The sequence below is a fragment of the Labrys monachus genome (genome assembly GCF_030814655.1).
Taxonomy (GTDB): Bacteria; Pseudomonadota; Alphaproteobacteria; order Rhizobiales; family Labraceae; genus Labrys; species Labrys monacha.
The window spans coordinates 634,207-654,106 of sequence record NZ_JAUSVK010000001.1; the positions used below are offsets into that span (position 1 = coordinate 634,207).

A 19,900-nucleotide genomic window follows, 5' to 3' on the forward strand; every position below is an offset into this window, starting at 1 on the left:
CGCCTGGCGAGGCCTCACGGCTTCAGGACGATCCGGCCTTCGATGCCGGTGGTGACGGTGGCCTTCCCGCGCACATAGGCCATCACCTCGTTGGCGAGCAGCCTGCCGTCGGTGGCGCCGACCAGCACGCGGCCGGCGGCGAGGCTCGCATAGCCGTCGCCGCCCGCAAGCATGAAATTGTTGGAGCCGACCTTGTAGCGCCCTGCGGGATCGAGGGGCCGGCCGCCGATGTCGACCGAGAGGAGGCGGTGGCCGGCGGGCGCCCGGGGATCGGCAACGAGGGCGATGCCGGAGACCTGCGGAAAGCGTCCCGCATGGTGCTCGATCTGCGACAGGCCGTTTTCGAGCGCGGCCTCGAGCTCGCTGCCGCTCAGCTCGACCAGCACGGTGGTGTTGCCGAAGGGCAGCTCCGACAGGATGTCCCGCCGCGTGAGCCGGCTGCCGGGCGGATAGAGCCGGTTGGCGCGGATGGCGCCGCCGTTGACGATGGCGCAGTCGGCGCCGGTGGAGACCCGGATGGCGTCGGCGACGAGATCGCCCATCGCGGTTTCCTGCGAGCGTATGCTGGCGGTGCGGCTGTCGAGTTCGACGGCGGTGGTGCCGAGTTCGACGTCGAGCTGGTGCGACAGCTCCGCCTCCAGCCCGTCGACCACGGCCTGCATGTCGGGATCGGGCGTCACGGCGGTGGAGTCATGCACCCGGAAGCTGGGCCGCCAGCTCAGCCGGCGGTCCGCGCCCTGGACCGAGACCGTGAAGTCGACGGCGGTGACGTAGTTTCCCTCCTCGCTCGATTCGACCATGACGGTGCGGCCGTCATAGCCGATGGCGAGGTCGTGGTCGTGGCCCGAGAGCAGCACGTCGACGAGGCGGGAGCGCACGATCTCGTTGTCGGTCGCCCGGTCGGTATGGGCGACGCAGACGAGGAATTCGGCGCCCGCCTGCCGCAGGCCCTGCACCTCGTCCCGAAGGGTGGCGAGTTCCGGCCGGAAGACGAGATCGCCGCTCTGCGACATATGCGGGGTGGCGGCGAGGGCGAGGCCGACCACGCCGACCTTGACGCCGCCCAGCGGCACGATGCGGCTGGCCGCGATGCCGGGCAGGGGCGAGCCGTCGGCCTGGCGCAGATTGGCGGCCTGGAAGGGAAAATCCGCCTGCGCCATGCGCTGGAGGAAGACGTCCTTGCCGAAGTCGAATTCATGGTTGCCGGGCACGAACACGTCCGGCCGCATCATGTTGGTGAGGCGGACGATGTGCTCGCCCCGGTCGAAGCCCGACATCAGCGACGGCGAGAAACTGTCGCCGGCGTGGCAGAACAGCATCGGCACGCCGCGGGCCCGCTCGGCCTTCACCACGGCGGCGAGCTTGGGAAAGCCGCCTCGCCCATCGGTGTCGCCGGCCTTGTAGATGTCGTTGACCAGCAGCAGCGAAAACGTGGTGCCGGGCGCCGGCGCGGCCTGCGCCTCCCGTCCTCCCGACAGCAGGGTGACGGAGAAGCCCGCGGCGAGCCCGAGGCCGAGGGTCTGGCGGCGTGAGACGTTCGACATCGGCGGCTCCATCGCCGATCTCGTCGGCGCAGCTTTGTCACGCCCGGGCGGGGTCTCCGGGAAGGGGGCAGCGGGGAGCGGGCGGGAGAGGATGGCTCGCGCGCGGCGGCGCGGCGGTCACTTCTTCATCCGCTCCAGGATCATGCGGGCCACCGGCTCGTAATTGCCGTCGAAATGATGGCCGCCCGGCCGTTCCACCAGGGTCGCGTTCTTCATCTCCGGGAAGACGCAGGCCGTCTCCTGGTCCGCGACCTCGTCGATGCCGTAGAAGCACATCGTCTTCTCGGGCGGCAGGCTCGGCAGATAGGGCTTGAGGTCGACGTCGGAGGAGGAGGCGACACCGAGCCAGCCGGACACCGATATCTCGAAATCCGCCGTCGGTTCGAGCCCCACCAGGGCCAGCAGGTTGATCTTGTTGCGGGTCTGCGGCGACAATTTCTGCCAGGTGAAGGGAATGACGTCCGCGCCGAGGGAATAGCCGATCACGCCGACACGCTTGGCCCCCCACAATTTGGTGTAGTAGGCGATGATGCGGGTGAGGTCGGCGGCGATGACCTCCGGCTGCTTGGTGCTCCAGAAATAGCGCAGGGAATCGACGCCGACGACGGCGACACCCTCCTTCTGCAGGATTTCGCCGATCGATTTGTCGATGTCGCGCCAGCCGCCGTCGCCGGACAGGAAGATGGCGAGGCCCGCCGGCGGGCCGACCGTCGGCAGTTCGACCAAGGGCAGGTCGCCGAGTTCCTCATTGGGCGGCGCGCCCATCTCCAGCGCCGCCTTGACGGCGGCATCGACGACCGCATCACCGCCGCCGGGCGCGACGATGGAGGCGGCGCTCTTGCTGGCGGAGATGAAGGACTGCGTCACCGCATCCGGCGCCGCGGCACCGACATAGGTCCAGCGGCCGGGAATGTCGGAGAACGGCTTGTAGGCCCACAATCCGTCCGAAACCTTGTCGCTGGCCGCGCCTTCGCAGATCTTCAGCTTCGAGGCCATCTGAGTGGTGAAGCCGGTACTGACCGCGCCGGCCGCCGTGTTCTCGGGCGCCTGGGCGATGTTCAGATAGGCGAATGTGCCGCCGAGCGTGCCGAGGCCGAGCAGCACCGGCCAGCGCCAGGTCTGCATGCCCAATTGGCGCTGCGCCTCGCGCGAGGCGTCCTCGATGTCGCCGAAGGCATAGTGGCAGTCTTCCTCGTCGCCCTTGGCGAGGGCGGCGATGAAGGCCTGCGAGTCGACGAGCAGCACGGCGCTGCCCTGCGCCACCAGCTTCTCGGCCACGGCCCGGAAGGCCGGCGACAGGCCATCCGTGTCGGACAGCAGCGCGACGAATTTGGTGGGTTCGTCCTGAGGCGCCAGAACGGTAGCCTTGCCGAGGATTTCTTCCTGAACCTGGATTTCGCGTGGCGCCGCCGCTGCGGTCGTCACAAGAGCCAGCATGGCAACGCAGAACAATGCGATGCGACGCATCAACTATTCTCCTCGGACAAAGCTCGTCTCGGGCTCGATGCAATCAAGCCGGTTACGTCCATTAGAATTTGCGGGAGGGCCAGTCCACCGGGAAATGCGAGATATTTAGGTCGCCACTCCGGTTTGAACTTGTCCTTGTAGGCGCGCAGGCCTTCGAAATTGTAGAAGCGGTCGCCGCGCCGGTAGACGAAGGCGCCGATCCGGCTCCACATCGAGGCGAGGCGGTGGTGCGGCAGGCCCGACAGCGGGGCCATGCCGAGATTGAACCAGCGATAGCCCTCGCTCTTGGCCTGGGCGAGAAGGCCGATGAAGAGCAGGTCCATCATGCCGGCCGGACCGTCGGGAAGGTAGCGCATGAGGTCGACGGTATATTCCTTCTTGTCGGACCCGCGCCAGATATTGGCGAAGGCGACGATGTGGCCGTTCTGGCGAATCACCGCCTGATCGTAGCGCCTGACATAGTCGGGCGACCAGAAGCCGAGCGAGAAGCCCTTCTCTTTCTTGCCCTTCTCGTTGAGCCAGGCGTCGGAGACGGCCTCGAGCTCGCCGAGGATCGCCGGTACCCCGGCGGCGGGCACGATGTCGAAGGTGGCGCCCGACCGCTCCGCCTTGGCCTTGGCCTGGCGCAGGCGGCGGCCCTCGCTGCCCTCCAGCGTGAACTTGGCGAGGTCGACCCAGGCCTCCTCGCCGAGCTTGGCGAGCGAGAAGCCGGCGTCGAGATAGGTGGGGAGATGGCCGGTGGTGACCTGGTAGAACACGGCGGTGCCGCCATGGCGGTCGACGAGTTCCTTGAAGCGCCACACGAGCCCGTCGATCTCCTCCTCCGGCGCCACCGGATCGCCCATCGCCACCCAGCTTCGGCCCTGCACCGCATACATGGTGAAGCCCTTGCCGCCGGCCGAGAGCAGGAAGCGCTTGTCGCCGAGCAAGGCCAGATGCGCGTCCGAGCGGGTGGAGGATTCGATCAGCGGGATCAGCGCCTGCATTTCCTCGGGTGTCGCCGGATCGAACGCCACCCGGCTGCGATTCATCATGATGTAGGCGGCGATGCCGACGGCGGCGACGACGATGCCGAGCGTCGCCCGCATGAAGCGCGGCACGTCTTCGCGGTAGGCGAAGTCCCACCACAGCATGTTCTGGTATTCGATGTTGCGCGAGACGAAGAAGCCGAGCCAGATCGAGGCCCCGACGGCGACGATGCAGGCGACGACCCACTCGAAGGAGGGGCGCACCGAGAACAGGTCGGCCTGCCGGTAGAATTCGTCCTTGTAGAACACCAGGAAGGCGGCGACGACGCTGCAGACGATGGCTTCCTCGAAATCGAGGCCCTTGAGCAGCGAGAACACCGCGGCGGCGGTGAGCAGCAGCACCGCCATGCGCCAGGCATTGGCCATGCGGCGGATGAGGCCGTAGGCGACGATCAGCAGCACGAAGCCGGTGACGCTGGCGGCGAAATGCGAGGTCTCGACGAAGGGCAGCGGCACCAGGCGGTGCAGGATCACCAGGCGGTACTGCTCGGCCGGCGTCGCACCCGAGATCAGCAGGATGACGCCGCCGATGAAGACGGCGATGCCGGCGACGCGCGGCGCCAGCGGCCGGGCGATCGACTGCACCGCCTGCGCCGCGCGGCCGACGGCCTGGCGGCGCTGGCGCGCTTCGTAGAGGCCGAGCATCAGGCAGGCGATGGCGAAGGGAACGGCATAATAGACGAGGCGGAAGAGCAGCAGGGAGCCGACCATGTCGGCGCGCGGGATCTGCGGCTGGGCGAGCAGCAGCGTCGCCTCGAAGATGCCGACGCCGCCCGGCACATGGCTGATGACGCCGAGCACGGTCGCTACGGCGAACACGATGAGGAAGCTGAGGAAGCCGGCGTCCGGCCCGGCCGGCAGGATGAGCCAAAGCGCGGCGGCGGCGGCGCAGGTGTCGAGCAGGCCGACCAGGATGGCGCCGAGCGTCGCCTGCGGCCCCGGCAGCGGCATGGTCCAGTCGCCGAAGGTCGCCACCCGCGGGCGGATGGCGGCGATCACCATCCACGCGGCGACGCCCGCCAGCACGGCGATGCCGACGAGGAGGTTGAGGCTGGGGGGAAGGTCGTCGATCGGCGCCAGCGCGCTCGGCTGGAACAGGAGGCAGGCGGCCGCCACCGAGGCGATGCCGAGCCAGAAGGTGAGGGTGGTGAGGGCGCCGACGCCGAGGATCTGGCCGGGCTTGAGGCCGTAGCCCTGGTAGATGCGCCAGCGCACGGCGCCGCCGGTCAGGACGCCGAAGCCGAGCGTGAAGGTGAAGGCCTGGCTGACGAAGGAGGTGAAGGCGACCGCCGCGAGCGGCACCTGCCTGGCGCCGACATGCCGCAGCGCCAGCAGGTCATAGCCGATCAGCGCGGTATAGGAGAGCGCCGTCGCGCCGAAGGCCAGGATCACCTGGTGCCAGGCGATGCGGGACAGGGCGTCGGAGACTTCGGCCCAGGTCAGATCCTCGAGCATGTCGTAGAGGACCAGCGAGGCGACGACGAAGAGCATCAGGCCGACGACGAGCCCGGCCTTGCTCCAGTCCACCCGCCCGAACCAGGAGCCGGGCGCGGGAGCCCCGCCCTCGCCACCGGCCGCGGCGCCGTCGGCCGGCGGCACGATCGCGCCGGCATGCTCGTCGCGGCTTACGGCGCGATCGAGAGAGCCCACGACACCCACCATGAGTCAGCCTCGCTCCTCGGCGCACATGTCTTCCGGCCGGAAGATTGCATCAGCGCTTTCCAGATTGCCCCAAGGCGAACCTATCGGCCCGCTTCCGTTCACGACGATCGACCAGCCTTGATTTCGCTCCCGAAAGCAAAATCAACCATGGCTTCGGCCATGTGGGGGCTGCCCGGACGGGATTCGACCTCGACCATCGGCGACATGATCCGAACGGTCCCGACGAACCGCTTGCCGAACAGGGAACCACTAGCAAGCGAACAGCCGCCGTTCAAGCCGCCCCGCCGCGCCGGCGGGAACAATCGCAAGCGAGCCCGCCGTCACCCGCATATCCGCCACGCCGCCGGATGGCGGCGGCAAAGCGCTGATATGCCCCCGATCGCCTCGATACAGCCTCCATGCTGCGGGAACATGGCATTCCCGCGGCATCGACATGAATTGTTGGTAATCCGGGCCTGCCGCCCGTCCCCGCCGGCTCACAGATCGGCCATCGCCTCCGGCGGGATGATCGCGCCCCGGTGGCCGATCACGCGGGCGGCGAGGCGATGGCCGAGCAGGGCGGCCTCGGCGGCGGGCCGTTCCCTGAGGCGCCCGGCGAGGTAGCCGGCGTTGAAACTGTCGCCCGCCGCGGTGGTATCGACGGGCGTGACGGCCACGGGAACCGGGACGATGCCGGCCGTGCCTTGCGCCTGGAGGACGGCGCCGTTGATGCCGTCCTTGACGACGATCTCGCCGATGCCGTGGCTCGCAAGGCGCGCCAGCGTCGCCTGCGGGGAGGCGTCGCCCCACAGCGCCTGCTCGTCGTCGAAGGTCGGCAGCACGATGTCGACCAGCCCGAGGAAGCCGCCGAAGACCCGCCTGGCGCGCGCCGTGTCGCCGGCCCATCCGCGCGGGCGGAAATTGCCGTCGAAGGCGATCCTCGCCCCGCGCGCGCGGGCCGCCTGCAGGATTTCCCTGAAGCGCCCGAGCCCGGGCTCGCTGTAGAGCGACAGGGTGATGCCGGAGAAATAGACGCAGGCCGCCCCCTCGATGCGCTCGACGAGGGCGGCGGTGTCGGGAAGCTCGAACAGGCTGCGGGCGGGTGCGCTGTCGCGCCAATAATAGAAGCGGCGCTCGCCCTTGGCGTCGGTCTCGATGGCGTAGAGGCCGGGGACCCGCCCGGGCAGGCGCGGCACCCCCGCCATGCCGACCCGCTCGGCCGCCGCGAGGTCGAAGATCGCCTGCGAATAGGGATCGTCTCCGAGCGCGGTGCCATAACCGGTGTCGAGGCCGAGGCGCGCCGCATAGACGGCGGTGTTGAAGGTGTCGCCGCCATAGCCGAGCGCCATCCCGCCGGACGGCTGGCGCGACAGTTCCACCATGCATTCGCCGATGGCGACGAGGTCGGTCATGGACGCGGGCCCGGATTCGCGCTGAGGAAATCGCCCATGCGCGCGAGGGCACGGCGGATGTTCTCCGCCGAATTGGCGTAGGAGAGGCGGATATAGCCCTCGCCGTGGACGCCGAAATCCGGCCCGCCGATGGTGGCGACGCCCGCCTCCTCGAGCAGGGCCGAGGCCAGCGGCTTGGCCTTCCATCCGGTCTGCCGGATGTTGGGGAAGGCGTAGAAGGCGCCTTTCGGCGTGATCGAGGAAACCCCCGGCAGGGCGTTCAGCCCGTCGACGACGATCCGGCGCCGGCGGTCGAATTCGGCGACCATGGCGTGGACCGCGTCCTGCGGGCCGGTGAGCGCGGCGAGCCCTGCCCATTGCGCGCTGGCGTTGACGCAGGAATAGGAGTTGACGGCGAGCTTGCGCGCCGCGTCGCCCCAGGGCTTGGGCCAGAGCGCATAGCCCATGCGCCATCCCGTCATGGCATAGGTCTTGGACCAGCCGTCGAGCAGGATCAGGCGGTCGCGGATGGAGGGATAGGTCAGCAGCGAGACGTGCTCGAGCCCGTCATAGCTCATCTGGCTGTAGATCTCGTCGGAAAGGATCGCCACCTCGGGATGGTCGGCGAGGCCGGCCACGAGGGCGTCGATCTCGGCCCGGGGGGTGATGCCGCCGGTCGGATTGGCCGGGGAGTTGAGGATGAGGAGCCGGGTGCGCGGCGTGATCAGCGACAGCGTCTCCGCCGCCGAGAAGGCGAAGCCGTTCTCCTCGCGGATCGGCACCGGTATCGGCGTGGCGCCGGTGAACTCGATCATCGAGCGATAGATGGGAAAGCCGGGATCGGGGTAGAGGATCTCGGCCCCGGGCTCGCCGAACATCAGGATCGCCATGAACATGGTCACCTTGCCGCCGGGCACGACGATCACCTCGTCCGGCGAGACCGGCACGCCGATGCGCTTCTCGACATCGGCCGCCACCGCCTCGCGCAGAGGCAGGATGCCGGTTGCCGGCGTATAGCCGTGATGGCCGTCCCGCAGGGCCTTCACCGCCGCCTCGACGATATGGGGCGGCGTCAGGAAGTCCGGCTGGCCGATGCCCAGATTGATGATGTCCCGTCCCTGGCGCGCGAGGTCGGTGGCGCGGGCGAGCACGGCGAAGGCGTTTTCCTCGCCGATGCGGGAAAAGGCTGGAACCAGGTGAGGCATTTTGAGCATTTCCGTTGGGCCGTGAGTCTTCTATGGTCGATGTCGACATATAGGGTTCGAGAGGGGATGCGGTCAAAGCATCGATGCTCTCTCCCGGGGGCTCGGCAGGGCGCTCCGGATCGGACGATCCCATGTGCCATGGAAAGCATGAACCGCCCAAGCGCGAACCGCTTTGGGAGGTATCGCTTTGTCGTTGCGAATGGTCTGACAATAGTGCTACGCCCATCGGCGTGAAAGACGAATATGCCGGTCCCGCCCGTCTGCGGGGTGCGGCAAACGGAGACAGGGAGGCCGCAGATGGCTGGATCGACGGGTGGCGAAAATCGCAAATTGCGGTCTCAGGCCTGGTTCAACAATCCGGAAAATCCGGGCATGACCGCACTCTACATGGAGCGCTATCTGAATTTCGGATTGACGCGCAAGGAGCTGCAGTCGGGCAAGCCGATCATCGGCATCGCGCAGACGGGATCGGACCTGTCGCCGTGCAACCGGCACCATCTCGTCCTCGCCGAGCGCGTGCGCGAAGGCATCCGCGAAGCCGGCGGCATCGCGATGGAATTCCCCGTCCATCCCATCCAGGAGACCGGCAAGCGGCCGGGCGCGGCGCTCGACCGCAACCTCGCTTATCTCGGCCTCGTCGAACTGCTCTACGGCTATCCGCTCGACGGCGTCGTGCTCACCATCGGCTGCGACAAGACCACGCCGGCCTGCCTGATGGCGGCGGCGACCGTCAACATCCCGGCGATCGCGCTCTCGGTCGGCCCCATGCTCAACGGCTGGTGGCACGGCGAGCGCACGGGTTCCGGCACCGTGGTGTGGGCGGCCCGCCAGCAGCTCGCCACCGGCGAGATCGACTATGACGGCTTCATGGACATCGTGGCCTCGTCTGCCCCGTCCACCGGCTTCTGCAACACCATGGGCACGGCCTCGACGATGAACTCGCTGGCCGAGGCGCTCGGCATGCAGCTGCCGGGTTCGGCTGCCATTCCCGCGCCCTATCGCGAGCGCCAGCAGATGGCCTACGAGACCGGCAAGCGCGCGGTGCAGCTGGTCTGGGATGATGTGAAGCCCTCCGACATCATGACGCGGGAAGCTTTCGAGAACGTCATCGTGGTGAATTCGGCCATCGGCGGCTCGACCAACGCGCCCATCCACATCAACGCCATCGCCCGCCATATCGGCGTGCCGCTCGACGTGCGCGACTGGCAGACGATCGGCCACAAGGTGCCGCTGCTGGTCAACATGCAGCCGGCCGGCGAATATCTCGGCGAGGACTACCAGCATGCCGGCGGCGTGCCGGCGGTGGTGGCCGAGCTGATGAGGCACAACCTCATCCATGAGAACGCGCTGACGGTGAACGGCAAGTCGATCGGCGACAATTGCCGCAACGCCAAGATCGAGCTTCCCGACGTCATCCGCAGCTTCGACAATCCGCTCGTGCACGATGCCGGCTTCATCGTGCTGCACGGCAACCTGTTCGATTCCGCGATCATGAAGACGAGCGTGATCTCCAAGGAATTCCGCGACCGCTATCTGTCCGATCCCGCCAACCCCAACGCCTTCGAAGGGCGCGCCATCGTGTTCGAGGGGCCGGAGGACTATCACCACCGCATCGAGGATCCTTCCCTCGACATCGACGAGCATTGCATGCTGTTCATCCGCGGCGCCGGCCCGATCGGCTATCCCGGCGCGGCGGAAGTCGTCAACATGCAGCCGCCCGCCGCCCTGATCAAGCGCGGCATCACCGCGCTTCCCTGCATCGGCGACGGCCGGCAGTCCGGCACGTCGGGCTCGCCCTCCATCCTCAACGCCTCGCCGGAGGCGGCGGCCGGCGGCGGCCTCGCCATCCTCAAGACGGGTGACATGGTGCGGATCAACCTCGACAAGGGCGAAGCCAACATCCTGATCTCCGACGAGGAACTCGCCCGGCGCCGTGCCGAACTGGCAGCCGAGGGCGGCTTCCACTTCCCGGCGAGCCAGACGCCGTGGCAGGAGATCCAGCGTTCCATGGTGGATCAGCTCGGCCAGGGGATGGTGCTCAAGCCCGCGGTCAAGTATCAGAAGGTCGCCCAGACCTATGGCGTGCCCCGGGACAATCACTGAGGCTGCATCGGGAGATGCCGTCTCGACATGATTTCGTCGGGATGGCGGCATAGACGGGCTCGGCCGGGGGATGGCGAAGGCGCCTCCGGCCTGTCCTCACGTGCCTCTCGGGATGTTGCCATGGCTGTCGCTCGTCTGCTCGCTTCCGTCACCGCCGGGCTGCTTCTGGCCGGCATCGCGGCAGGCGGCGCCGAGGCAGGACTGCTCGACTTCCTGTTCGGACCGCCGCGCCAGCCCGAGGTCGCGCCGGCGCCGATCCAGCCCCGGCCCCAGCCGCAATATCGCCCTGCGCCGGCTCCCGTGGTCAGCGCGGCCCGCGAGCGCGGCTATTGCGTGCGCACCTGCGACGGCTATTACTTCGCCACGGGCTTCATCCGCTCGCCGCGCGACGAGGACATGCAGGCCTCGATGTGCGAATCCTCCTGCACCGGCGGCCAGACGGTGCTCTACACCGCGACGGTGCAGAACAGCGGCAGCAACGGCAACACCAAGCCGGCGATCGAGAGCGCGGTGGACAAGGACGGCAACGTCTATACGTCGCTGCCCTCGGCCTATGCCTTCCGCAACGGCGACAATCCCGCCTGCACCTGCCAGGCGACGCCGCGCGGCCTGCCGCAGATCCCGATCTCGCTCGACCCGACGCTGCGCAACGGCGACATCGTGGTGATGCCGGACGGGCTGAAGGTCTTCCGCGGCGATACTGCCACGCCGCATCCCGACAGCGACTTCACATCCGTCGCTTCGTCCAAATCGCTTCCCGGCGTCGTGCGGCAGGAAGTCCTGTCGCTCGAGCAGCGCATCGCCACCCCGCAGTAAATCTGGAATTCGCCCATGTCCTTTGGCATGTCTCTTTCCGAGTGGAACGGCGTGCCCCGCCCCGAGCGGGTGGTGCTCGAGGGCCGCTATGCGCGGCTGGAGCCGCTCGATGCGGCCCGCCATGGCGACGACCTGTTCGCCTCCGCGGTCGAGGAGGGGGCCGAGAGCCGCTTCCGCTATCTCTTCGAGGCGGCGCCCGCCAGCCGCGAGGCGTTCACGGCCTGGCTCGAAAAGGCCGCTTCGGGCAATGATCCCCTGTTTTTCGCGACGATCGACAAGCGGACGGGCCGCGCGGAGGGGCGCCAGGCCCTGATGCGGATCGATCCCGTGCACGGCGTCATCGAGATCGGCAGCATCCTGTGGGGACCGGCGATCGCGCGCAGCCGCGTGGCCACCGAGACGCTCTATCTGTTTGCCCGCCACGTCTTCGAGACGCTGGGCTACCGCCGCTTCGAGTGGAAGTGCAACGCCCTCAACGAGCCCTCCAAGCGCGCGGCCGAACGCTTCGGCTTCACCTTCGAGGGCGTGTTCCGCCAGCACATGGTCGCCAAGGGCGAGAATCGCGACACCGCCTGGTTCGCGATGATCGACGCCGACTGGCCGAGGCTGAAGGCGGGCTACGAGGCCTGGCTCGACCCGGCCAATTTCGACGCGGACGGCCGGCAGCGCAGCAAGCTGCATTTCGCCGCGCCGTGACGGACGACCCGGCTCTGCCGCTGCGGCGTGCCGAGGCGGGCGACGTTCCGGCGCTGGCGGCGTTGCAGCGCGCGGCCTATGCCGATCTCAGGGCGCGGATCGGCATGAGCCTGCAGCCCTACGATGCCGATTTCGCCGCCGTCTTCGCGACGACGGAGATCTGGCTCGCCGGACCTTCGCAAAAGCTCGATGCCGCGCTCATCCTCGACCCGAAACCCGACCATCTCCTGATCTGGAGCATCGCGGTGGCGCCGGAGCGCAAGGGTGCAGGGCTCGGCTCGGCGCTGCTCGATTTCGCCGAAGCCCGCGCCGCCGAGGCCGGCCTGCCGGAGGTCAGGCTCTACACCAACGAACGCTTCACCGAGAACGTCGCCTGGTACCGGCGCCGGGGCTATGCCGTCGAGCGCATCGAGGAGCGCCCCGATCGGCGCGTCGTGCATTTCCGCCGTGCCGTGCGAGCTTGATGGGAGTATCATTCGAGGCTATATAATGTCTCAAATGATGCTGAGAGAGAAAGATGCTCGCCTTCACCGACGTCGCTGATATCCTCGGCCTGCCTGCTCGGGATCCCGTACGTTCGGCCTTCGCCTTGATCATCGAGATCGAGGAGGGGCTGCCGGTCGGTGCACTCGATCGGGTGGCCCGGCTGCTGGCGCCCGGGGATGCTCAGTTCAAATACCGCCTCGTGCCCAAGGCGACCTATGAGCGCCGCAAGAGCACGCATAGACTGTCCTCCGACGAAGGTTCGAGGCTGGCCCGGGTGGCGCGTGTCTGGGGCCTGGCGCGCGATGTCTGGCAAAGCGACGACGAGGCGCGGGACTTTCTTTTCCGGCCCCATGCGATGATCGAGGACAAGCGCCCGATCGATGTCGTCATCCAGAGCGAGTTCGGGGCCGAGCTGGTGGCCGATATCCTCGAACGGGTGAAATACGGAACGGCGGCTTGACCGCCCAGATCCTCGATCGCAGTCTGACCTGCTTTCGGATCGGCGATCCCGCCGGTCGCTTTGCGATCTTCGATGCGACCGGATCGACGATCGCCCCGGGGCGATGGAACACCGCCGGAAGCGCCGTGATCTATGCGAGCGCGCATTATGCCACGGCGCTCCTCGAAAAGCTGGTTCACGGCAGTGGCCGCTTGCCGCCCAACCAGCACTTCATCACCATCGCCGTACCGCCCGGGCTGGGCTACGAGGTCTTTTCACCCCCGACCCTGCCGGAATGGGACAGCATGCCGGCCACGGTGAGCCGGACGTTCGGCGAGAGATGGTGCCTGGAGAAGCGCAGTCTCATCCTGATCGTGCCGAGCGTGGTGGCGCGGCCTGAAAGGAATGTCCTCATCAATCCCGCCCATCCCGAATTTCCTCATATCGAAAAAACTCTGCACGAGCCGGTGTTCTGGGACCGGCGGCTGTTCGGGCCGCCGCCACGAAGCTGAGGACCTGTTCGAGGCGGCCATGCCCGAAGGATCGGGACACGAGGGTCCAAGCCGCCTGCGAGGCTACTTCGCTGCGACGAGCACCGGATCCGGGCGATAGAGAGCCGGGAACAGGCTCTGCAGCGCCTCGACCTTGGGGATGTCGTTGATGGCGATATAGGGATAGTCCGGATGCAGGGTCAGGAAGTCCTGGTGATAGGCTTCCGCCGGATAGAAGCCCTTCAGCGTGCCGATGCGGGTGACGATCGGCGCCGCGAAGGCATGGGCGCCGTCGAGCTGCCTGACATAGGCCGCGGCGATGCGGGCCTGTTCGGGCGTGGTGGTGAAGATCTGCGAACGGTATTGCGTGCCGCTGTCCGGTCCCTGCCGGTTGAGCTCGGTCGGATCATGGGCGACGGAGAAATAGATCTGCAGGATCTTGCCGTAGCTGACCTGCCTGGGATCGAAGGTGACGCGCACGGACTCGGCATGGCCCGTGGTGCCGGTGGAGACGATCTCGTATTGCGCATGCTGCCTGTCGCCGCCCGCATAGCCGGAAACGGCGCTGGTGACGCCCTTCACATGCTGGAAGACGCCCTGGACGCCCCAGAAGCAGCCGCCGGCGAGCACCGCCACCTCAGGGCCGCCCGCCTGTGCGGTTTCGTCGGCCTGGGGCGCGGGCACGACATGCGGCGCCTCCTCAGCCTGCGAGGGCGACAGCCGGAGGGCCGCGGCCGCCGAGAAGAGGAGGCCGGTGATCAGAATAGTGCGGATCTGCGTTGCGCGAGGCTTCGTCATGGGGCGCTCCTGCCGGATTTCGACGTCATATCGGCGTATACGTATCCTCTCGCCGAAAATTTCACGCTCACCGGAATGTGACGACGGGAGGCCGGGCGAGGGGTGCTGCGCCCTGACGGACGTCCATCGCCTTTCCGAGCGCGGGCGTCAGAAGAAGAAGTCGTATTCCCGCGGCGTGAGTTCGGAGAGCAGCGCCTCGTGCTGGCCGTGGATGAGATGGGCGTAGGTCTCCAGGTAGCGCTTGGGCAGGTACTCCTTCAGCACCGGCGCCGAGGCGAGCCGGCGCGAGGCCTCGAAGACGTCGGCGGGAAGGCCGCGGTCCCGCTTGAAGCCGGCATGCCGGCCGACCACCGGCGCGTCGGGCTCGAGCTTGCGGGTGATGCCGTGATGGGCCGAGGCCAGGATCGCGGCGAGGACGAGATAGGGATTGGCGTCCGCGCCGGCGACGCGGTGCTCGATGCGCCGCCCGGCTCCCTTGTCGGTGGGGATGCGCAGGGCGACGGTGCGGTTGTCCTCGCCCCAGCGGCGGTTGACCGGCGCGAACAGGCCGCCGAAGCGGCGGAAGGAATTGTGGTTCGGCGCGAAGAGGGCGAGCGATTCGGCCATCAGCTTCTGCATGCCCGCCACGGCATGGCGGAGCAGGGTTTCTCCGCCCTCGGGATCGGCGAAGACGTTGCGCCCGTCCGCGTCGCGCAGGCTGAGATGGACATGGAGGCCGGACCCGGTCTGGTCCGCATAGGGCTTGGCCATGAAGGTGGCGTCCCACCCCTCCGCCCGCGCCGTGCCGCGCACGAGCCGCTTGAGCAGGACGGCATGGTCGCCCGCCCGCACGGCGTCGTCCTGGTGGGCGAGGTTGGTCTCGAACTGGCCGATGCCCATTTCCGCGATGAGGCTGCCGAGCGGCACGTCCTGGCTGCGGGCGGCCTCGTCGAGCCGGGCCGACCATTGGGCGACTTCCTCCAGCGTGAGGACGGAGAGGTTGGTGGGCGGCCCGAGCGGGCGGCCGGTGCGCCGGAGCACCGGCGGGCGGATGCGCCCATCGGCCTCGCGCGCGCCGTCGGTCAGGAAGAACTCGAACTCGCAGGCGACGGTCGGGAACAGGCCGTCGGCCTCCAGGCGGGCGACGACGCCCCTGAGGAGGTGGCGCGGATCGGTCCATAGCGGTTCGCCGCTGGCGGAAAAGACGACGTCGAGCATGACCTGCGCCGTGGGGACGGCGGCCCAGGGCATCGGCTTCAGCGTGCCGGGAATGGGCGAGCCGGTGGCGTCCGGATCGCCGTCGTCCCAGCCGATGCCGCCGGACCCGTAGCCGTCATGGCGGGCGTCGAGCACATAGGGCGCCGCCGAAAAGCCCATGCCGCTGCGGTAGAGCGCATCGGCGTCGTCGATCGGCAGGCGCTTGCCAAAGCCGTAGCCGGTGAGATCGGGCGTGAAGGCCTCGATGAAGCGGGTGTCCGGATGGGCGGCGAGAAAGGCGGCGAGTTCGGGATGGCGGGGCGGGCGGGCGTCTGCTGGCATGATGGCTCTCGGTGAGGCGCCACAGAACGCGAGCGCGGCAGCGCCGTCAAGGCCCGGCGGCAGACTCAGCGATTGTCGGCGAGGATCATGCCGGCGGCCTTCTCGGCGATCATGATCGTCGGCGAATTGGTGTTGCCCGAGGTGATGGCGGGCATGACGGAGGCGTCGGCGACGCGCAGGCCGGCGATGCCGAACAGGCGCAGGCGCTGGTCGACGACCGCCATGGCATCGGAGGCCAGCCCCATCCTCGCCGTGCCGACGGGGTGGAAGATGGTGGTGCCGATGGCGCCGGCGGCGCGCGCCAGATCTTCGTCGCCGTCGCCGATGGCGGGGCCGGGCAGCACCTCCTCCGGCCGGAACCTGGCGAAGGCGGGCGCCGCCGTCACCCTGCGCACCAGGCGGATGGCGCGGGCGGCGACGAGGCGGTCGTTCTCCGCCGTCAGATAGCAGGGGGCGATCTCGGGCGGGGCGGCGGGATCGGCCGAGGTGATGCGGACATGGCCGCGGCTTTCCGGGCGCAGGTTGCAGATGCTCGCGGTGATCGCCGGATAGGGATGGAGGGGATCGCCGAACTTGTCGAGCGACAAAGGCTGGACATGGAATTCGAGGTCGGCCCGTTCGACCTCCGGCGAGGAGCGCGCGAAGATGCCGAGCTGGGACGGCGCCATCGTCATCGGTCCGCGCCGCCGCAGGGCATAGTCGATGCCCATCCAGCCGCGGCGCAGCAGATTGGCATAGGTCTCGTTGAGGGTGCGCACGCCCGAGACCTTGTAGATCGTCCGCAGCTGCAGGTGGTCCTGCAGATTGGCACCGACGCCGGGGCGGTCGGCGATCACCGGGATGCCGAGGGTGGACAGGGTTTCGCCCGCCCCGATGCCCGAGCGCTGGAGGACCTGTACGCTGCCGATCGAGCCGGAGGCGAGGACGACCTCGCGCCGCGCCGAGGCCCTGCGTGTCACGCCGCCCTGGATCCATTGCACGCCGACGGCGCGGTTCTCCTCGATGAGGAGCTTGTCGACCAGGCAGCCGGTCTCGAGCTTCAGGTTCCGGCGGCCGAGCGCGGGCTTCAGGAAGCCGCGTGCCGCGGACCAGCGCACGCCCCGCTTCTGGTTGACCTGGAAATAGGAGGAACCCTCATTGTCGCCGCGGTTGAAATCGTCGATCTTGCGGATGCCGCATTGCGCGGCGGCGTCGCGGTAGCGGTCGAGCACCTCCCAGGCGATGCGCGGGGGCTCGACGCGCCACTCGCCGCCGGCGGCATGGAATTCCGACGGCCCGAGATAATGGTCCTCATGCTTCTTGAACAGCGGCAGGACGTCGTTCCATCCCCAGCCCTCGAGGCCGAGCTGGCGCCAGTGATCGTAATCGGCCGCCTGGCCGCGCATATAGATCATGGCGTTGATCGCGGAGGAGCCGCCGATCACCTTGCCGCGCGGATAGGCGAGGGTCCGGCCGCCGAGCCCGGCCTCGGCGACGGTCCTGAAGCACCAGTCGGCGCGCGGATTGCCGATGGCGAAGAGATAGCCGACGGGGATGTGGAACCAGATCCAGTCGTCGCGGCCGCCCGCCTCGATCACGAGAACCCGGCTGGAGGGATCGGCCGACAGCCGGTTGGCGAGCACCGACCCCGCCGATCCCGCGCCGACGACGATGTAGTCATAGACGTCCTCGGATGAAGGGGCTTCCATCGCACGCGCTCCCGGCCGCGGATCCCCGCCTGCGACCCGGCGGATCGCGGGGAGGTCCCGATACGCGTTCGACCATGAAGAACGCCGCGGGGCAACCTGTTTCGAAAAAGTGCCGCTGCGGCGGCCTGCGCGCCATGGTGGTGGCAAGCGCAGGAGGCGGGAGCGGCCGGACCTCGTTCCCCGAGGCTTCACCCCAGCGCGGCGAGGTCCCGGCGCAGCTGGTCGGCATCGGCGCCGGGCAGGCGGGCCTCGACCTCGGCATGGGTGCTCTGCCAGATCGGCACGGCGGCGGCGAGAAGGCTCCGCCCCGCCGGCGTGAGGGCGAGGAGCCGCGAGCGCCGGTCCGCCGGATCGGTGCCGATCTCCACCAGGCCCCGCCGTTCCAGCGGCTTGAGCGCGGCGGTGAGCGTGGTGCGGTCCATCGCCAGCAGCGCCGCCACCGGCGCCATGGTGGGGGGACTCGGCCGGTTCAGCGCCATCATCAGCGAGAACTGGTTGTTGGTGAGGCCGACGGGACGCAGCGCCTCGTCGAAACGCCGCGCCAGCCGGCGCGCCGCCCGCTGCACATGGAGGCACAGGCAGGTATCGCGGACCAGCAGCGTCGTCTCGAAGGGCACCGACAAGGGTTTTGACATCGCGCGATGATGTTGATATCAACCTATCCTGTCAAGAAAGTCCGGCGCTGTCATGGAGAACGACATGCAGAACAATCCGGTCGTATCGCGGGAGGAATGGCTCGAGGCGAGGAGGGCGCTCCTGGTCCGGGAAAAGGAGGCGACGAGGGCGCGCGACAGGCTCAATGCCGAACGGCGCGCGCTGCCATGGGTCGAGGTCGACAAGGCCTATGCGTTCGATGCGCCGGAAGGCCGCCTTACGCTCGCCGAGCTGTTCGGCGGACTTAGCCAGCTCGTCGTCTATCACTTCATGTTCGGCCCGGACTGGAAGGCAGGCTGCCCCGGGTGCTCCTTCCTGGCCGACCATCTCGACGGCGCCCTGCCGCATCTCGAACATCACGATGTCCGGCTGGTCGTGGTGTCGCGTGCGCCGCTCGCCAGGATCGAGGCCTTCAAGGCGCGGATGGGGTGGCGCTTTCCCTGGGTTTCCTCCTTCGGCAGCGATTTCAACTTCGACTATCACGTCTCCTTCTCCGAGGAGGCGCTCGGGCAGGACAGCGTGTCCTACAATTTTCGGCAAATCCCGGCCGGCGAGGCCAATGACGAGCTGCCCGGCCTCAGCGCCTTCGCCAGGGACGAGGACGGCGGCGTCTTCCACACCTATTCGAGCTATGCGCGGGGTCCGGAGGAGTTGATCGGCGCCCTGATGATCCTCGACCGCGCCCCCAAGGGTCGCAACGAAACCACCACCCTGGATTTCGTCCGCCGGCACGACGAATACGAGGCCGCGCCGCATGCGCAGACCTGTTGCGGCGGGCCGGCCGAGGCCTGACGCATCGAAACAGGCGGGCGGCGGGCGGGGCACACCCGGACCGCAGACGACGCGGCGGTCCGATCTCCGTCACGTTCGCGCGCTATCTTCTCGCCGTAGAAACCATCAATGGAAAGGGAGAAACGACATGTCGGAGATTGCCGGGACTTTCGTCTGGTACGAATTGATGACGAGCGACATGAAGGCGGCCGAGGCCTTCTATCGGGACGTCATCGGCTGGGATGCGGCCGATTCGGGGCTGCCCGGCATGTCCTACACCCTGTTCTCGGCCAACGGCACTCCCGTCTGCGGGCTGACGACGGTTCAGGCGGACGCGGCTGCAATGGGCGCCAGGCCGGGCTGGATCGGCTATGTCGGCGCCGACGACGTCGATGCGACCGCCGCGCGCATCGAGGAACTCGGCGGCAAGGTCCTGCGCGCGCCCGACGACATCCCCGGCATCGGGCGCTTCGCCGTCGCCGCCGACCCGCACGGCGCGGTTTTCTGCCTGTTCAAGGGCCAGGGCGAGGGGCCGGCGATGCCGGCCATGGGCACGCCCGGCCATTTCGGCTGGCGCGAGCTCCACGCGGGCGACGGCCCGGCCGCCTTCGATTTCTATGCGGAGCTCTTCGGCTGGACCAAGGGCGCGGCCATGGATATGGGCCCGATGGGCGTCTACCAGATCTTCGGCAGGAACGGCGTCGACCTCGGCGGCATCATGACCAAGGCCCCCCATATCCCGATGCCGTTCTGGCTCTATTACGTCCATGTCGCGGATATCGACGCCGCCGGCGCGCGGGTGGCGGCGAAGGGCGGGCAAGTGGTGTTCGGCCCGCAGGAAGTACCCGGAGGCCTGTGGATCCTGCAATGCCGCGATCCGCAGGGAGAGATGTTCGCCCTGGTGGGCGCCCGCGGCTGACGCGTCGCATTCCCCGATGATTCTTCGATGCCCGGCCCTGCGCCGGGCATCGTCGTTCCGGCCGGCACGAGGCGCCGCCCAGGGTTGCGAATTCAGGTTCATTTCCAACAGGCGTCGTGTCCGTCATCCCCGGCGAGCGCAGCGAGGAAAGGGGATCCATGACGCAGGGGCGGCGTTCTGGCCCATGGTTTCTCTTCCCTCGCCGCTGCGCGGCTCGCCGAGAATGACGGAGCGTTATCGAGCCG

17 protein-coding genes are annotated in these 19,900 nt (G+C 68.4%); 8 read left to right on the forward strand and 9 right to left on the reverse strand.

Features of this window, described 5'->3' with window-relative positions; genetic code table 11:
• Window positions 1-14 precede the first annotated feature (14 nt).
• The 5 genes from J3R73_RS02755 to J3R73_RS02775 all read right to left on the reverse strand — a co-directional run bounded on the left by J3R73_RS02755 (window position 15) and on the right by J3R73_RS02775 (window position 8,276).
• A complete protein-coding gene (locus J3R73_RS02755) occupies window positions 15-1,544 on the reverse strand; it encodes a bifunctional metallophosphatase/5'-nucleotidase (RefSeq protein ID WP_307422160.1) in 1,530 nt (509 codons plus the stop codon).
• A gap of 117 nt (window positions 1,545-1,661) precedes the next feature.
• The gene (locus tag J3R73_RS02760) at window positions 1,662-3,011 is read right to left on the reverse strand and encodes a virulence factor family protein (RefSeq protein WP_307422161.1); all 1,350 of its coding nucleotides are present in this window, start codon (window positions 3,009-3,011) and stop codon (window positions 1,662-1,664) included.
• Complete coding sequence (gene mprF / locus J3R73_RS02765; protein ID WP_307422163.1) at window positions 3,011-5,701, reverse strand: bifunctional lysylphosphatidylglycerol flippase/synthetase MprF; 2,691 nt, start codon at window positions 5,699-5,701, stop codon at window positions 3,011-3,013. Before mprF ends, J3R73_RS02760 begins: the two co-directional genes overlap by 1 nt.
• A 476-nt stretch (window positions 5,702-6,177) precedes the next feature.
• Window positions 6,178-7,092, reverse strand: coding sequence for a sugar kinase (locus J3R73_RS02770; protein ID WP_307422165.1), 915 nt, complete (start codon window positions 7,090-7,092; stop codon window positions 6,178-6,180).
• Window positions 7,089-8,276: a pyridoxal phosphate-dependent aminotransferase gene (locus J3R73_RS02775; RefSeq protein WP_307422167.1), complete on the reverse strand. Its 1,188-nt coding sequence runs from the start codon at window positions 8,274-8,276 to the stop codon at window positions 7,089-7,091. The genes J3R73_RS02770 and J3R73_RS02775 overlap by 4 nt, the downstream gene beginning before the upstream one ends.
• A gap of 297 nt (window positions 8,277-8,573) precedes the next feature.
• Here J3R73_RS02775 and J3R73_RS02780 point away from each other — a divergent pair, with 297 nt between their 5' ends.
• The 6 genes from J3R73_RS02780 (at window position 8,574) to J3R73_RS02805 (ending at window position 13,328) form a co-directional block, all read left to right on the forward strand.
• Window positions 8,574-10,379: an IlvD/Edd family dehydratase gene (locus J3R73_RS02780; protein WP_307422169.1), complete on the forward strand. Its 1,806-nt coding sequence runs from the start codon at window positions 8,574-8,576 to the stop codon at window positions 10,377-10,379.
• A gap of 120 nt (window positions 10,380-10,499) precedes the next feature.
• Window positions 10,500-11,195 carry a DUF2865 domain-containing protein gene (locus J3R73_RS02785; protein WP_307422170.1) on the forward strand — a complete coding sequence of 232 codons (696 nt, stop codon included), beginning with the start codon at window positions 10,500-10,502 and terminating at the stop codon, window positions 11,193-11,195.
• A gap of 27 nt (window positions 11,196-11,222) precedes the next feature.
• A complete protein-coding gene (locus J3R73_RS02790; RefSeq protein WP_307437044.1) occupies window positions 11,223-11,891 on the forward strand; it encodes a GNAT family N-acetyltransferase in 669 nt (222 codons plus the stop codon).
• Window positions 11,888-12,355, forward strand: coding sequence for a GNAT family N-acetyltransferase (locus J3R73_RS02795; protein ID WP_307422172.1), 468 nt, complete (start codon window positions 11,888-11,890; stop codon window positions 12,353-12,355). The genes J3R73_RS02790 and J3R73_RS02795 overlap by 4 nt, the downstream gene beginning before the upstream one ends.
• Before the next feature lie 53 nt (window positions 12,356-12,408).
• Window positions 12,409-12,837, forward strand: a complete 429-nt coding sequence (locus tag J3R73_RS02800) for an antitoxin Xre-like helix-turn-helix domain-containing protein (protein ID WP_307422173.1) — start codon at window positions 12,409-12,411, stop codon at window positions 12,835-12,837.
• Window positions 12,834-13,328, forward strand: coding sequence for an RES family NAD+ phosphorylase (locus J3R73_RS02805; protein ID WP_307422174.1), 495 nt, complete (start codon window positions 12,834-12,836; stop codon window positions 13,326-13,328). Before J3R73_RS02800 ends, J3R73_RS02805 begins: the two co-directional genes overlap by 4 nt.
• Before the next feature lie 63 nt (window positions 13,329-13,391).
• On the opposite strand, the gene msrA is transcribed toward J3R73_RS02805, so the two are convergent.
• The 4 genes from msrA to J3R73_RS02825 form a co-directional block, all read right to left on the reverse strand.
• A complete protein-coding gene (gene msrA, locus J3R73_RS02810; RefSeq protein WP_307422175.1) occupies window positions 13,392-14,105 on the reverse strand; it encodes a peptide-methionine (S)-S-oxide reductase MsrA in 714 nt (237 codons plus the stop codon).
• A 147-nt stretch (window positions 14,106-14,252) separates the two neighbouring features.
• On the reverse strand, window positions 14,253-15,623 hold the full coding sequence (locus J3R73_RS02815) for a glutamine synthetase family protein (protein ID WP_307422177.1): 1,371 nt from the start codon (window positions 15,621-15,623) through the stop codon (window positions 14,253-14,255).
• Window positions 15,624-15,688: 65 nt separating this feature from the next.
• The gene (locus tag J3R73_RS02820) at window positions 15,689-17,311 is read right to left on the reverse strand and encodes a GMC family oxidoreductase (RefSeq protein WP_307422179.1); all 1,623 of its coding nucleotides are present in this window, start codon (window positions 17,309-17,311) and stop codon (window positions 15,689-15,691) included.
• 188 nt (window positions 17,312-17,499) lie between these two features.
• The gene (locus J3R73_RS02825) at window positions 17,500-17,946 is read right to left on the reverse strand and encodes a MarR family winged helix-turn-helix transcriptional regulator (protein WP_307422181.1); all 447 of its coding nucleotides are present in this window, start codon (window positions 17,944-17,946) and stop codon (window positions 17,500-17,502) included.
• 64 nt (window positions 17,947-18,010) lie between these two features.
• Here J3R73_RS02825 and J3R73_RS02830 point away from each other — a divergent pair, with 64 nt between their 5' ends.
• Window positions 18,011-18,757, forward strand: coding sequence for a DUF899 domain-containing protein (locus J3R73_RS02830; protein ID WP_307422183.1), 747 nt, complete (start codon window positions 18,011-18,013; stop codon window positions 18,755-18,757).
• 136 nt (window positions 18,758-18,893) lie between these two features.
• Entirely contained in the window at window positions 18,894-19,655 is a 762-nt protein-coding gene (locus tag J3R73_RS02835; protein WP_307437049.1) for a VOC family protein, read from the forward strand.
• Window positions 19,656-19,900: the final 245 nt, after the last annotated feature.